At 72.6% G+C, this 13,286-nt stretch carries 10 protein-coding genes; 4 read left to right on the top strand and 6 right to left on the bottom strand.

Annotation, left to right across the window (positions count from 1 at the left end):
* Window positions 1–179: 179 nt before the first annotated feature.
* Together AQJ58_RS14340 and AQJ58_RS14335 are read right to left on the bottom strand one after the other, a co-directional pair.
* Window positions 180–1,370, bottom strand: a complete 1,191-nt coding sequence (locus AQJ58_RS14340; protein ID WP_067250871.1) for a lipid-transfer protein — start codon at window positions 1,368–1,370, stop codon at window positions 180–182.
* Window positions 1,367–1,792, bottom strand: coding sequence for a Zn-ribbon domain-containing OB-fold protein (locus AQJ58_RS14335; protein ID WP_067249812.1), 426 nt, complete (start codon window positions 1,790–1,792; stop codon window positions 1,367–1,369). Before AQJ58_RS14335 ends, AQJ58_RS14340 begins: the two co-directional genes overlap by 4 nt.
* Window positions 1,793–1,985: 193 nt before the next feature.
* Between AQJ58_RS14335 and AQJ58_RS14330 the strand changes: the two genes are divergently transcribed.
* Window positions 1,986–2,522 carry an NUDIX domain-containing protein gene (locus AQJ58_RS14330; RefSeq protein WP_067249809.1) on the top strand — a complete coding sequence of 179 codons (537 nt, stop codon included), beginning with the start codon at window positions 1,986–1,988 and terminating at the stop codon, window positions 2,520–2,522.
* Window positions 2,523–2,554: 32 nt separating this feature from the next.
* Here the strand turns inward: AQJ58_RS14330 and AQJ58_RS14325 are convergent, their stop codons facing one another.
* Complete coding sequence (locus tag AQJ58_RS14325) at window positions 2,555–4,915, bottom strand: glycoside hydrolase family 31 protein (protein ID WP_067249806.1); 2,361 nt, start codon at window positions 4,913–4,915, stop codon at window positions 2,555–2,557.
* Window positions 4,916–5,127: 212 nt separating this feature from the next.
* Here AQJ58_RS14325 and AQJ58_RS14320 point away from each other — a divergent pair, with 212 nt between their 5' ends.
* A complete protein-coding gene (locus tag AQJ58_RS14320) occupies window positions 5,128–7,095 on the top strand; it encodes an acetoacetate--CoA ligase (protein WP_067249803.1) in 1,968 nt (655 codons plus the stop codon).
* 43 nt (window positions 7,096–7,138) lie between these two features.
* Here AQJ58_RS14320 and AQJ58_RS14315 read toward each other — a convergent pair whose 3' ends face one another.
* Window positions 7,139–8,458, bottom strand: a complete 1,320-nt coding sequence (locus AQJ58_RS14315) for an aminotransferase class I/II-fold pyridoxal phosphate-dependent enzyme (protein ID WP_067249800.1) — start codon at window positions 8,456–8,458, stop codon at window positions 7,139–7,141.
* Between the two features lie 52 nt (window positions 8,459–8,510).
* Here AQJ58_RS14315 and AQJ58_RS14310 point away from each other — a divergent pair, with 52 nt between their 5' ends.
* Both AQJ58_RS14310 and AQJ58_RS14305 read left to right on the top strand, forming a co-directional pair.
* Window positions 8,511–9,779 (top strand): MFS transporter, encoded by a 1,269-nt coding sequence (locus AQJ58_RS14310; protein WP_324613764.1) that lies wholly within the window; start codon window positions 8,511–8,513, stop codon window positions 9,777–9,779.
* A 24-nt stretch (window positions 9,780–9,803) separates the two neighbouring features.
* Entirely contained in the window at window positions 9,804–10,694 is an 891-nt protein-coding gene (locus AQJ58_RS14305) for a hypothetical protein (RefSeq protein ID WP_067249797.1), read from the top strand.
* A gap of 74 nt (window positions 10,695–10,768) precedes the next feature.
* On the opposite strand, the gene ptsP is transcribed toward AQJ58_RS14305, so the two are convergent.
* Together ptsP and AQJ58_RS14295 are read right to left on the bottom strand one after the other, a co-directional pair.
* Entirely contained in the window at window positions 10,769–12,439 is a 1,671-nt protein-coding gene (gene ptsP, locus AQJ58_RS14300) for a phosphoenolpyruvate--protein phosphotransferase (protein ID WP_067249794.1), read from the bottom strand.
* An 80-nt stretch (window positions 12,440–12,519) separates the two neighbouring features.
* Complete coding sequence (locus AQJ58_RS14295; protein WP_067249791.1) at window positions 12,520–12,969, bottom strand: PTS sugar transporter subunit IIA; 450 nt, start codon at window positions 12,967–12,969, stop codon at window positions 12,520–12,522.
* Window positions 12,970–13,286: the final 317 nt, after the last annotated feature.

The following is a 13,286-nucleotide window of genomic DNA, read 5'->3' as shown; positions in this document are numbered from 1 at the left end:
CGACCGGGGGTACGGGCCGCCCGCCCCACGGCTCAGAAGGTCACGGGGTAGAGGAGACCCGCGAGCAGCTGTCCGCGGTGCCGGTAAATCCAGCCCTTCCCGGTCGGCCGGCACCTGGCCGACGCCGGTCGGACTCGGCCGACGTACCCGCGTCGGGCGTCCCGGCCCGGACCCGTCCCTCACCGCACGGCGAGCACCGCGGACCCGTGCCCGAACAGCCCCTGGTTCGCCGTGACGCCCACGCGCGCGTGGGGGATCTGACGCTCTCCCGCCTGCCCCCGCAACTGCCAGGTCAGCTCGCATACCTGAGCGATCGCCTGCGCCGGCACCGCCTCCCCGAATGAGGCCAGGCCCCCGCTGGTGTTCACCGGTATGCGGCCCCCCGGCGCCGTCGCGCCCTCCCGCAGCAGCTTGGCGCCCTCGCCCTCGCCGCAGAGGCCGAGATCCTCGTACCACTGCAACTCCAGGGCGGTGGACAGGTCGTAGACCTCCGCCAGCGACAGGTCCTCGGGCCCGATGCCCGCCTCCTCGTAGGCCGCGCGGGCGATCGACGCCCGGAACGGCTCGTCCGGGGGTTCCACCGCGACCGCTGAGTCGGTCGCGATGTCCGGCAGATCCAGAACGGCGCTGGGATAACGGGGCGTCACGGTGGACACGGCCCGGATCCGCACCGGCTCCGCCACACCGTGCCGACGTGCGAACTCCATGCTCGACAGGACCAGCGCTGCCCCGCCGTCCGAGGTCGCGCAGATGTCCAGCAGCCGCAGCGGATCGGCGACCACCGGCGAGGCGGCGACCTCCTCGGCGGTGACCCGCTTGCGGTAGCGCGCGCGCGGGTTGAGCGCCCCCATGGCGGCGTTCTTCACCTTCACCTGGGCGAAGTCTTCCACGGTGTCCCCGTGCACCGCCATGCGGCGGCGCGCGTACAGCCCGAAGTACGTCGGATTCGTGGCGCCGAGGACCCGGAACCGCAGCCAGTCCGGGTCGTCCGGCCGGTCCCCGCCCGCGGGCCGGAAGAAGCCCTTCGGCGCCGCGTCGGCCCCCACCACGAGCGCCACGTCCGTCAGACCCGCGAGGATCCGCGCCCGCGCCGTGTCGATCGCCTGCGCTCCCGACGCGCACGCCGCGTACACATTCGTCACGCGCGCGCCCTGCCAGCCCAGGGCCTTGGCGAACGTCGCCCCGGCCACATACCCCGGGTAGCCACCACGCACCGTGTCCGCGCCGACGACCGCGCCGACGTCGCGCCAGTCCAGACCGGCATCGGCCAGGGCCGCCCGCGCGGCCGCCACGCCGTACTCCACGAAGCCGCGCCCCCACTTGCCCCACGGATGCATCCCCGCGCCGAGGACCGCCACCTCTGCCGTCATCCCGCCACCCCCGTCGGCCGCCACTGCCACGTCGTCCAGGTCGTCTCCGCGTCCTCGCTCAGCACGCCGGGGACGACCTCCACCTCCATGCCCACCGCCAGATCCGCGACGGTGACACCCGGAACCGCCTGTCCCAGCACCACGATCCGCTCGGACTCCAGCTCCACGGCGATCAACGCGTACGGCTCCCACGGAAGTTCCGCATCGGTCACATAGGGTGACGGAGGGCGGTAGCGGCTGTCCGTGTACGACCAGACGCGTCCCCGCCGTGACAGCGGGACCTCCTCCAGCTCTTCGCCCAGGCACCCCGGATTGCGGCAGTGCGTGTCCTCACGCGGGAAGAAGACAGAGCGGCACGCCGAGCAGCGCGTGCCGAGCAGTCTGAAGTCCTCCCCGTCCCCGGTGAACCACCCGGCCACCACAGGTGTGCGTGTACGTGACAACGCGCCTCCTCCGTGCTGGACCTGACGAGACGTCAGGAGTGTGGCACGCGCACCGGCAAATGGGCAGGGAGGCGACATGACGCGACGCTCCGCGACGGCTCCGCCGCATTCCTCACCGCGCACCGAGCACACGCGTACGACGCCCTCCCCAAGATCGGATACGCTCCGCCGCGTGTCCGAATCTCTGCACTCCCATGCGAACTCCGCACGCGACTCCCACTGTTCGAGCTGCGGAGCGCCCTACGGGGAGGGCGTCACCGGCTGGCCCCGCGCCTGCCCGGCCTGCGCCGCCATCGCCTACCGCAACCCGCTGCCGGTGGCCGTAGCCCTCCAGCCCGTCTACGACACGGCGGGCACCGGCCTGGTCGTCATCACCCGAACGATCGCCCCCGCGCGCGGCGGCGTCGCCCTGCCCGGCGGCTTCATCGACCACCGCGAGGACTGGCGGCAGGCCGTCGTCCGTGAACTCCGCGAGGAGACCGGCATCGACGCCGCGAGCCGCGACGTCCGCCTCGCCGACGCCATGAGCTCGTCCGACGGCCACCTGCTGGTGTTCGGGCTGCTCCCGGAGCGGCCCGCCGACCGCCTCCCGGAGTCGGCGGCCACCGACGAGACGGAGGGCTGGCACATCCTGCGCGGACCCGAGGAACTCGCCTTCCCGCTGCACACGCACGCGGTACGCGCGTTCTTCGAGGGCCGCTACATCTGAGCCCACCGCTCGACCGCCCGGGCGCGCCGGCGCTAACCGAACCCGCGCACCCGGACGGGATGGGACGCCTCCCTCAGGCCGTCCTCGCCCTCACGCTCGACGACGACCTGCCGGCCCTCCCACCGGGCGACGTACCGCTCGATCTCGGGCTCGTCCCAGCCGTCGCCCGCGTCCCGCACCACCAGGCCGCCACCGGTCCGCCCCCGGGCCGGTGTCCACACCTCCAGCTCCAGCCCTCCGTCGTCCCCGCGCACCGGTATGACGGCACCCGCGCGCGCGAACACCGGGATCCGCGCCAGCGGCGCGTCCACGAGCACCTGCCCCGGCCCCCGGTGCCGCTGCCCGGTCGCGGTGTCGTACCAGAGCCCCCTCGGCAGCTGCACCGCACGCCGCTCGACCCCCGGAGCCAGCACCGGAGCCACTAGCAGGCTGTCACCCAGCAGAAAGGCGTCCTCGCAGTCCCGTAGCGCCCGGTCCTCGGGCGCGCCCCACCACACCGGACGCACATACGGTGCCCCGGTACGCCGCGCCAGATGCGCCAGTGTGATGAAGTACGGCAGCAGCCGCCGCCGTTCGACGAGCGCCACGCGCGCGTGCTCCAACACCTGCGGACCGAACTCCCACGGCTCACGGCGCCCCGCCCGCAGGCTCGCGTGCGTCCGGAACAGCGGCAGATAGGCGCCCAGCTGGAACCACCGCAGATACAACTCCGGCGACGGACTCCCGTCGAAGCCGCCCACGTCCGGCCCGGAGTACGGCACCCCGCACAGCCCGAGCCCCATCACCAGCGCCAGCGACGCCCGCAGCCCGGGCCAGCCCGTGGCCACGTCCCCCGACCAGGTCCCGCCGTAACGCTGCAGGCCCGCCCAGCCGGAGCGGGAGAACAGGAACGGCCGCTCCTCGGGCAGCAGCTCCCGCAGCCCTTCGTAGGCCGCCCTGGCCATGCACAGGGCGTAGACGTTGTGGGCCTCCCGGTGGTCGCCGTCCCGCCCGTCCAGCGCGTGACGGGCCGACCGGGGCAGCGTCGCCTCGCCGAAGGCCGTGAACGACGTCGGTTCGTTCATGTCGTGCCAGAAACCGGCGAACCCCTGCCCGACGCGCTCCCCGTACAGCCCTCCCCACCAGCGCCGTACACGCGCGCGCGTGAAGTCGGGGAACACCGCCTCACCCGGCCACGCCACGCCCTCGACGAGCCGCCCCGCGGCGTCCTTCACGAACGCGTCCTCGGCGAGCCCGCTGTCGTAGACGGCGTTGCCCGCCTCGGCCCGGACCGCGGGATCGACGATCGAGACCAGCCGGATACCGTCCCGCCGCAGCTCCTCGGCGAGCACCGGCAGCTTGGGGAAGCGGTCCTGGTCGACGGTGAACACCCGGTGCTCGTCGAAGTGGTCGATGTCGAGATGGACGGCGTCCAGCGGCAGACCGTGCTCGTGATAGCCCGCCACGATCCGCCGCACCTCCTGCTCGGAGCCGAAGCCCCAGCGCGCGTGATGGTGGCCCAGCGCCCATGCGGGAGGCAGCGCCGGTGCCCCGGTGAGCGACGCCCACACGAGCAGCACGCGCGCGGGAGTGCCCACCACGACCCAGCACCGCAACAGGCCGCCGTCCATCCGCAGCTCGCTCGACCCCGGCCGGTCGTGCCCCGACCCGGCCCCCTCCGCGCCCTCCTTCAAGGTCACCGTGCCGTCCCAGGAGGTGTCGTGGAACACGAGATGCGTGGCCGCATCGGACACCACCAGCTGCACCGGCATCGTCAGATACAGCGGATCGTCCTCCCGGTCGAACGCGCGTCCGGGATCCGTGTTCCACAGCCGGTACGTCCCGCCCCGCAGCCGGGGCCCCGACGCCCGCCCGCCGAGCCCGAAGAAACGCGCGTCCGCCGCCACCTCCGACCGCTGCATCCAGCGCGCCGGACCGCCGTCCTGCGGCTCCCACCAGCGCGGCGGCAGATCACGCCGCAACGTCACCCCGCCCGGCGTGCACACCTCGACCGCACCGTGCCGCGAGACCACCACGGTCACCCGCTCGGCCACCACCCGCCAGCCGCCGTCCTTGTCCGGCTCCAGCACCGCCCGCGGATCGGGCTCCGGGCACCGCCCGGCCAGCGCGTACGACGGCTCCGGCTCGGCCCCGTCCCAGCCCCAGAAGACCGCCCCGTTCACCGCCACGAAGATCCGCAGGTCCGAGCGGCTGAACCGGATCGTGCCTCCACCGGGCCCCGGTTCCACGTCCAGCACCGGCCCCGGCACCCGGGCACGCTCGGCACCCCGCGCCGGCAACCCGGTGGCGTCGGCGCGCCTCCGGCGCCAGGCGGCCCGTACGGTACGCAGCCCCCCGGCCGGCCCGGGAGAGCCCACCGTCTTCATCGAACGCACCAGGTCACGACCGTCCATGCTGTTCACCCTGCCACTGACCGCTCCACACGCGCGTGTCGTTCAACTGCCGTTCACCCGTGCCGGGACCAGATCTTCACGACAGGGACTGTGTGGGGCACACCCTGGTGCAGAAGTCGATCACATGGCATCGTCCCTGTCAGCCGCGTCCCGCGCACACCCCGCACGTGCGCGGCGACGCACACGACGCGCCACAGTCCGGGAGCCGCCCCATGTCGACCGTGAACCCCGAGCCGCTCTGGCGGCCAGATCCCCAGCGCATCGCGAAGGCCCAGGTCACCAGGTTCCAAGCCTGGGCGGCCGAGCACCACGGAGCCCCCGCGGACGGCGGGTACCCGGCTCTGCACCGCTGGTCCGTCGACGAGCTGGAGCCGTTCTGGGCAGCCGTCACGCAGTGGTTCGACGTGCGGTTCTCCACGCCCTACGCGCGCGTGCTGGGCGACCGCTCCATGCCGGGTGCCGCCTGGTTCCCCGAGGCCACACTGAACTACGCCGAGCACGCCCTGCGCGCGGCGGTCACCCGCCCGGACGAACCGGCCCTGCTGTATGTCGACGAGTCCCACGAACCGCAGCCGGTGACCTGGTCGGAGCTGCGCCGCCAGGTCGGTGCGCTGGCCGCCCGGCTGCGCGACCTGGGCGTGCGCCCGGGGGACCGGGTCAGCGGCTACCTCCCGAACATCCCGCAGGCCGTCGTCGCCCTCCTCGCCACCGCCGCCGTGGGCGGGGTCTGGACCTCCTGCGCCCCCGACTTCGGCGCCCGCAGCGTCCTCGACCGCTTCCAGCAGGTCGAACCCGTCGTGCTGTTCACCGTCGACGGCTACCGCTACGGCGGCAAGGAACACGACCGCCGCGACGCCGTCGCGGAGCTGCGCCGTGAGCTGCCCACCCTGCGCGCGGTCGTCCACATCCCGCTCCTCGGCAGCGAGGCCCCCGAGGGAGCCCTGGAATGGGCGGCGCTCACGGCCGGCGACGAGGAACCCGTCTTCGCACAGGTCCCCTTCGCCCATCCCCTGTGGGTCCTCTACTCCTCCGGTACGACCGGCCTGCCCAAGGCGATCGTCCAGTCCCAGGGCGGCATCCTGGTCGAGCACCTCAAACAGCTCGGCCTGCACTGCGACCTGGGCCCCGAGGATCGTTTCTTCTGGTACACCTCGACCGGCTGGATGATGTGGAACTTCCTCGTCTCCGGCCTCCTCACGGGCACGACCGTCGTCCTCTACGACGGCAGCCCCGGATACCCCGACACCGGCGCCCAGTGGCGCGTCGCCGAACGCACGGGAGCCACCCTCTACGGCACCTCGGCGGCGTACGTCATGGCCTGCCGCAAGGCGGAGGTGCACCCCGCCCGCGACTTCGACCTCTCCCGGATCCAGTGCGTGGCCACCACCGGCTCCCCGCTCCCGCCGGACGGCTTCCGCTGGCTGCACGACGAGGTCCGCGAGGATCTGTGGATCGCCTCCGTCAGCGGCGGCACCGACGTGTGCTCCTGCTTCGCCGGCGCCGTACCGACCCTGCCCGTGTACACCGGAGAGCTCCAGGCACCCGGACTCGGCACCGATCTCCAGTCGTGGGACCCGAACGGGCACCCCGTCGTCGACGAGGTCGGCGAACTCGTGGTCACCAACCCCATGCCGTCCATGCCGGTGCACTTCTGGAACGACCCCGACGGCAGCCGCTACCACGACAGCTACTTCGACACCTACCCCGGCGTCTGGCGCCACGGCGACTGGATCACCGTCACCTCACGCGGCTCGGTCGTCATCCACGGCCGCTCCGACTCCACGCTCAACCGCCAGGGCGTCCGTATGGGGTCGGCCGACATCTACGAGGTCGTGGAACGGCTGCCCGAGATCAAGGAATCCCTGGTCATCGGCATCGAACAGCCCGACGGCGGCTACTGGATGCCCCTCTTCGTGCATCTGGTCCCCGGAGCCGTCCTCGACGACGCCCTGCTCGGCCGGATCAAGCAGGCCATCCGCGAGCAGCTGTCGCCGCGCCATGTGCCCGACGAGGTGATCGAGGTGCCCGGGGTCCCGCACACCCTCACCGGCAAGCGCATCGAGGTCCCCGTCAAGCGCCTCCTCCAGGGCACCCCACTGGAGAAGGCGGTCAACCCGGGCTCCATCGACAACCTGGAACTGCTCCACTTCTACGAGGAACTCGCCCGCAAGAAGGCCTGACACACAGAAGGCCTCACTCCCGCGGCGCGTCCCGCCAGGACGCTCAGCCGCCGTAGGTGGCCTCGGACTCGCCCAGGACCGCGGCGAAGTCCGAGGCCAGCCGTGCCGCGTCCACGGGTTCCAGCTCGGCCACGGAGATCCGCACGCCCGGCTGCGACGCCAGCCGGAACCGGGCTCCCGCGGCCACCCACCACCCCTGCGACCGCAAGCCGTTCACCACGGCCGACTCGTCCCCCACCGGCACCCACACGTTCATCCCGCTCGCCCCGTGCGCCGCGAGGCCGCGGACCGCCAGCTCCCGCAGCAACGCGGCCCGGCGCCGGGCGTACGTCTCCCGCGCGCGGGTCACCAACGCGCGCGTGTCGTCGTCGGTCAGCAAGCGGTACACCGTCTCCTGGAGGAGATGGCTGACCCACCCGGACGTCAGCAGCAGCCGCCCGTCGTGCCGCGCCAGCGTGACCGGGTCACAGGCCGCGGCCGCCCACCGCAGGTCCGTCCCGAGGAACTTGCTCACCGTCCGCACGTGCACCCAGCGCGAGAGCCCACCCGACGTCAGCGACCACAAGGGCGCGTCCGCGACCGCCGAGGCATGGTCGTTCTCGACGACCAACAGATCCGGCTCGCCCCGCAGCACCTCGACGAGCTCGTCCCGGCGCGCCTCGGAGAAACAGCCCCCCCAGGGGTTCTGCGCACGGGGACTGCACACCAGCGCGCGCACCCCCGACCGTACGGCGGTGCGAAGTGCCTCCGGACGAAGCCCCTGGTCGTCCACGGCCACCGGCACGATCCGCAGCCCGAGGGCCGTGACCAGATCCAGCAGATGGTGGTAGCCGGGATCCTCCATGGCCACGGCGTCCCCGGGGCGGAGCTCCACGGACAGCAGCCGGCCGACCAGATCCAGCGCGCCGTGCGCGAACGTCACCTGTTCCACCGGTACGCCGTCGGGCCGCAGCCAGTCCCGTACGGCCTCCTCCAGCCGCTCCAGCCGGGGCGCCGAGCGATGCGAACGGGCCCCGGGGGACAGACGCGTGGGAGGCACCAGCGCGGGCAGCAGCTGCGGATCGGGATGCCCGCCGGCCAGGTCGCGCAACCCCTCCGGCACCCTCGGCGGCCTGCGCGAGGCCACCGCGGGAACCGGCGCCACCACCGTGCCGCCCCGGCCGCGCGTGACGACGATGCCCCGCCGCCGCAGCTCCGTGTAGGCCGTGGCGACCGTCCCGGGACTCACCCCGAGCTCGTCCGCCAGCCGCCGCACCGGAGGCAGCGAGGCCCCCGGCCCCAACGCGCCCTCGGCCACGCCCCGCTCGACGGACGCGGCAATCCCCTTGGCCGTCGTACCACTGATCCCATATTGTGTTGCCACATGGCCAAGTATGTATCAATACATAATTCGAGGCAAGGGGGAGCCCGTGCGAATGATCCACCGCGCCAACACCTGGAGCCGTGGCACACCCGGAGGTCTCGACGGACGCCGCATGCTGACCATCGCCCTCGTCGACCGCGTCGGCAGCGGACTGTGGGCATCCGTCAGCGTCCTGTACTTCACCTACGTCTCAGGCCTCTCCGTCGCCCGGATCGGCACCCTCGTCGCCGTGGCCGGAGCCGCCGGAATCGCCGGAGCCCCCCTCGGCGGCCGCCTGGCGGACCGCTTCCCCGTCACCCGCGTCCTCGTCACCGTCCAACTGCTGCGCGCCCTCACCTCCCTCGCCCTGCTGACCACCGACCACTACGCCCTCCTCGTCGCCTACTGCTCCCTCGGCAGCCTCGGCGACCGCGCCGCCAACGTCCTCACCAAGCTCTACGCCACCCGCGTCGCAGGCCCCGACCGCGTCCGCTACCAGGCCCTCCAGCGCACCGTCGCCAACGCCGGCTGGGCCCTCGGCGGCCTCGCCGCCGCAGCCGCACTGACCCTCGGCACCACAGCCGCCTACCGCTGGCTCCTCGCGGGCGACGCCCTCTCCTTCCTCGCCTGTGCCCTGCTCACCCTCCGCGTCGACGAACCCCGCTCCCACACCCGCACGGTGACCACCTCCAAGGACCCGCGGACCACCGCCACGCCCACCAGCCCCTGGCGCGACCGCACGTATCTCGCCTACGTCGCCACCGACACCGTGCTCTTCCTCGACGACGCCGTGTTCAAGGTCGGCCTGCCCCTCTGGATCGCCCACACCGACACGGCACCCCAGGGCCTCGCCCCCCTGCTCATGGTCCTCAACAACGTGATGGTCGTGGCCCTCCAGGTCCCCCTGGCACGCTTCGGCGCCACCACGGCCGCCGCCCGCCGCCTCCTCGCCCCGCTCTCGGCGGCCTTCGCCCTCGCCGGCATCGCCATGGCCGCCTCCGCGACCGGCGGAACCGTCACCACCACCCTGTTCCTCACCGCCGCGGCAGCCCTGTTCACGCTCGCCGAGATCCTCCACGCCACGATCTCCTGGGAACTCTCCGTCGCCCTGGCCCCCGACACCGCCCAGGGCGCCTACCTCGGAGCCCACGGCCTGGCCCAGTCCGCCCAGCGCAGCATCGGACCACTCGCCGTCACCGCAGCCATCGCCACCGGCCCCCTCGGCTGGCTCACCTTCGGCGCCACCATCGCCCTGACCTGCGCAATCCAGCACCGACTGGTCCGCGAACGGCTCACGCGAGGCCCATTGTCAGTGGCGCCGGTTACTGTGAGTGAGCATTGATCGACCATGCACACAGGGGGAAACATGGCACTCACCGACCGTCAGCTCATGCGCCGCGTCCTGCGCCGCGAAATCGCCGGCACCATCGGCCTGCTCACCGACGAACACGACTTCCGGGCCATGAAGCGCTACCGCAGCTTCACCTTCGACGACCACCCCACCTACCTCCGCCAGGTCGAAGACCTCCTCCGGGTCCGCGCCCTGCACGGCACGCACACCACCGTCGCCCTCTTCGACCCGCAGGAATACGCCGACTTCTGCGCCGCCGGCCACCTCGACCCCGACCTCCCCGCCAGCCGCAGCCGCTTCACCGCCCAGCTGGCGACCACCGGCCCCACCATCCCCTACGACGGCCAGCCGCTCGCCGACCTGCTCCCCGCCCTGGTCGACGAAGCCGTACGTCAGGCCACCTGGGAGTACGCCGCCACCCTGCTCGCCCGCCTCGGGTCCTGCGCCACCTGCGGCGAGGACATCGGCCGCGCCGCCTTCCAACGCGCATCCGACCTGGTCGTCCGCATCCTCGACACGGCCCCGCCCGGCGACCGGCACCTCGTCTGCAGCGTCACGGGCACACCCGAAACCCTCGTCGCCGCCCTCCACGCCGACGACGAGACCGACAGCACGGAACAGGTCGACGGGGCCGAAGCCCTGGAGTTCACCACCGTCCTCGCCCTCGGCCTCGCCACCCGCGGCCCCGGCGGCCTGGTCATGCGCACGAGCACCCCCGGCGGCCCCGACCGGGTCTACGGCTGGCGCATGCGCGGCGACGGCCTCGAACCCCTGACCGCCGGCGAGGTCTTCGACGCCTACTGCACCGACGCCGAATCCGGTGACCTCATCGCACCCGAGTCCGGAGTCGACTACAGCGTCCCGCCGGACCTGGAGGAGGACCCCCGGCCCGACCACCACCACTGAACCGACACCCGAAGGGGCGCTCCACTCGAAAGCGGAGCGCCCCTGATCACCGACCAGAGGTCGGCGGTGAGTGCCTACTCGCCGGACAGCACGGCCTGGGCCGCGCTCCGCGCCTCCGCGGCACTGTCCGTCGCCCGCGCCGCCGCAGCCGCCCGCTCGCACTGCGCCAGCGTGTACTTCGCCAGAGTCGCCCGCACATAAGGAATCGACGCCGCACCCATGGAGAGAGAGGTGACGCCCAGACCGGTCAGCACACAGGCGAGCAGCGGATCGGACGCCGCCTCACCGCACACCCCGCAGCTCTTGCCCTCGGCCCCGGCCGCCTCGGCCGCCAGCGCGACCAGGTCGAGCAGCGCGGGCTGCCACGGATCCTGCAGCCGGGACACCGCGCCCACCTGCCGGTCCGCGGCGAACGTGTACTGGGCGAGGTCATTCGTGCCCAGCGACAGGAACTCGACCTCCCGCAGAATCGAACGGGCCCGCAGCGCGGCGGAAGGGATCTCCACCATGGCACCGAACTTCGCCCGCAGCCCGGCCCCGCGGCACGCGTCCGCGAACGCCTTGGCGTCGGCACGGTCCGCCACCATCGGGGCCATCACCTCGAGATGGACCGGCAGATCCTCGGCGGCCTTCGCCAGCGCCGTCAGCTGGGTCCGCAACACCTCCGGGTGGTCCAGCAGGGTGCGCAGACCCCGCACGCCCAGCGCCGGGTTCGGTTCGTCGGCCGGGGTCAGGAAGTCCAGCGGCTTGTCGGCGCCCGCGTCGAGCACCCGCACGACGACCCGCCCCTCGGGGAAGGCTTCGAGCACCCGGCGGTAGGCCTCGACCTGCTTCTCCTCGGTGGGCGCGTTCTTGCTGTCGTCGAGGAAGAGGAACTCGGTACGGAACAGCCCGACGCCCTCGGCCCCCGCCTCCACGGCGGCCGGTACGTCCGCCGGCCCACCGACGTTCGCCAGCAGCGGCACCTTGTGCCCGTCGGCCGTCGCACCCGGACCGGTCGCCCCCGCCACGCCGGCCTTGCGCTCCGCGGCCGCGGCCCGGAGCTGGGCCTTCTTCTCCTCGCTCGGGTGCACGAAGATCTCGCCGGTGCTGCCGTCGACCGCGATCATCGTGCCCTCGGCCAGTTCACCGGCGCCCGGCAGCGCCACGACGGCCGGCACACCGAGCGCGCGCGCCAGGATCGCGCTGTGGCTGGTGGGACCGCCTTCCTCGGTGACGAAGCCGAGCACCAGGGTCGGGTCGAGCAACGCGGTGTCGGCCGGCGCCAGGTCCCGGGCCACCAGCACGTACGGCTCGTCGCTGTCCGGGACGCCCGGCATCGGGACGCCCAGGAGACGGGCGACGATACGGTTCCGCACGTCGTCGAGGTCGGCCACCCGGCCCGCGAGGTACTCGCCGGCCCCCGCCAGCAGCTCGCGATACGCGGCGAACGCGTCGTACACGGCCCGCTCGGCCGTGCTGCCGACGGCGATACGCCGCTCCACGTCCACCATCAGCTCGGGGTCCTGGGCCATCATGGCCTGCGCCTCGAGCACCGCCTGGGCCTCGCCGCCCGCCAGGTTGCCGCGCGCCATCAGATCGGCCGCGACGGCCTCCACGGCCTGGCGTGCGCGCCCCTGTTCGCGCTCCGCCTCTTCGGCCGGTATCTGCTTGGCAGGCGGCTCGAGCACCGCCGTTCCCATGTGCCGGACCTCGCCGATCGCCACACCGTGACTGACGCCGACGCCTCGCAGCGTTGTCTCCATCTCACCTGTCTCCGATAGAGCGGCGGGTCCCGCCGCCGCGTTGGTAGTCCTCTGTGCCGTCCTGTAGGGCGGCGTCGGCATCACTGCCAGGTAAAGAGAAGGTCGCCGGCCTTCATGTCGCCGTCCTCGCGGAGCTCGCCGAGGGCATCGGCCGTGGCCTCCAGGGCCACGACGGGGCACACGGGAGACTTACCGCTCTCCTCGACCGCGGCGGGGTTCCAGCGCACGACGGCCTGACCGCGGGTCACGGTGTCGCCCTTGTTCACGAGGAGCTCGAAGCCCTCACCGTTGAGCTGCACGGTGTCGATACCGAGGTGGGTGAGCACACCGTGCCCCTCGGAGTCGACGACGACGAACGCGTGCGGGTGGAGGGAGACGATCACCCCATCCACGGGCGCCACGGCCTCGGAGGGTTCGCGCACCGGGTCGATCGCGGTACCAGGGCCGACCATGGCTCCGGAGAAGACCGGATCGGGCACAGCGGCCAGTCCGATGGCGCGTCCTGCGAGAGGGGACGTCACGGTGGTCATGGGAAGCCTCCCAGGGGTGGAGATGTACAGGGTCGTTACTGCTTGTCCCGGACGGCGCACTGTGCAGCAGGGTATGTCAGATGAAGTACCGGTTCCGCACGAGAGTCCGATCCGTGGTCTAGACCACCAGCCTAATGGATTTGCGTGCGATCCGCGGCCCCGTGTACAGTCGTACCCCTGCCTGAGGGTGAGCGACGCGATCGAGCGCGCTTAACAGGGCAGCAACCAACTCTGATGGATCCCAACTCTGGATCATCTTCCGCATGCCTGCGGGACGGTGGTCAGGGGGCCGGGAAAAGCCTGATAGTGTTGGAAAC

Origin of the sequence: Streptomyces sp. DSM 15324, from assembly GCF_001514285.1 — a bacterium.
Lineage (GTDB): Bacteria > Actinomycetota > Actinomycetes > Streptomycetales > Streptomycetaceae > Streptomyces.
This window is presented reverse-complemented; position numbering and strand designations above follow the sequence as displayed.

Bases quoted from the DNA above. Each gene is read 5' to 3' on its own strand.
- AQJ58_RS14340 (WP_067250871.1), bottom strand. From the start codon at position 1,370: ATGACGGCAGAGGTGGCGGTCCTCGGCGCGGGGATGCATCCGTGGGGC.
- AQJ58_RS14325 (WP_067249806.1), bottom strand. From the start codon at position 4,915: ATGGACGGTCGTGACCTGGTGCGTTCGATGAAGACGGTGGGCTCTCCC.
- AQJ58_RS14320 (WP_067249803.1), top strand. From the start codon at position 5,128: ATGTCGACCGTGAACCCCGAGCCGCTCTGGCGGCCAGATCCCCAGCGC.
- AQJ58_RS14310 (WP_324613764.1), top strand. From the start codon at position 8,511: ATGATCCACCGCGCCAACACCTGGAGCCGTGGCACACCCGGAGGTCTC.
- AQJ58_RS14305 (WP_067249797.1), top strand. From the start codon at position 9,804: ATGGCACTCACCGACCGTCAGCTCATGCGCCGCGTCCTGCGCCGCGAA.
- ptsP (WP_067249794.1), bottom strand. From the start codon at position 12,439: ATGGAGACAACGCTGCGAGGCGTCGGCGTCAGTCACGGTGTGGCGATC.
- AQJ58_RS14295 (WP_067249791.1), bottom strand. From the start codon at position 12,969: ATGACCACCGTGACGTCCCCTCTCGCAGGACGCGCCATCGGACTGGCC.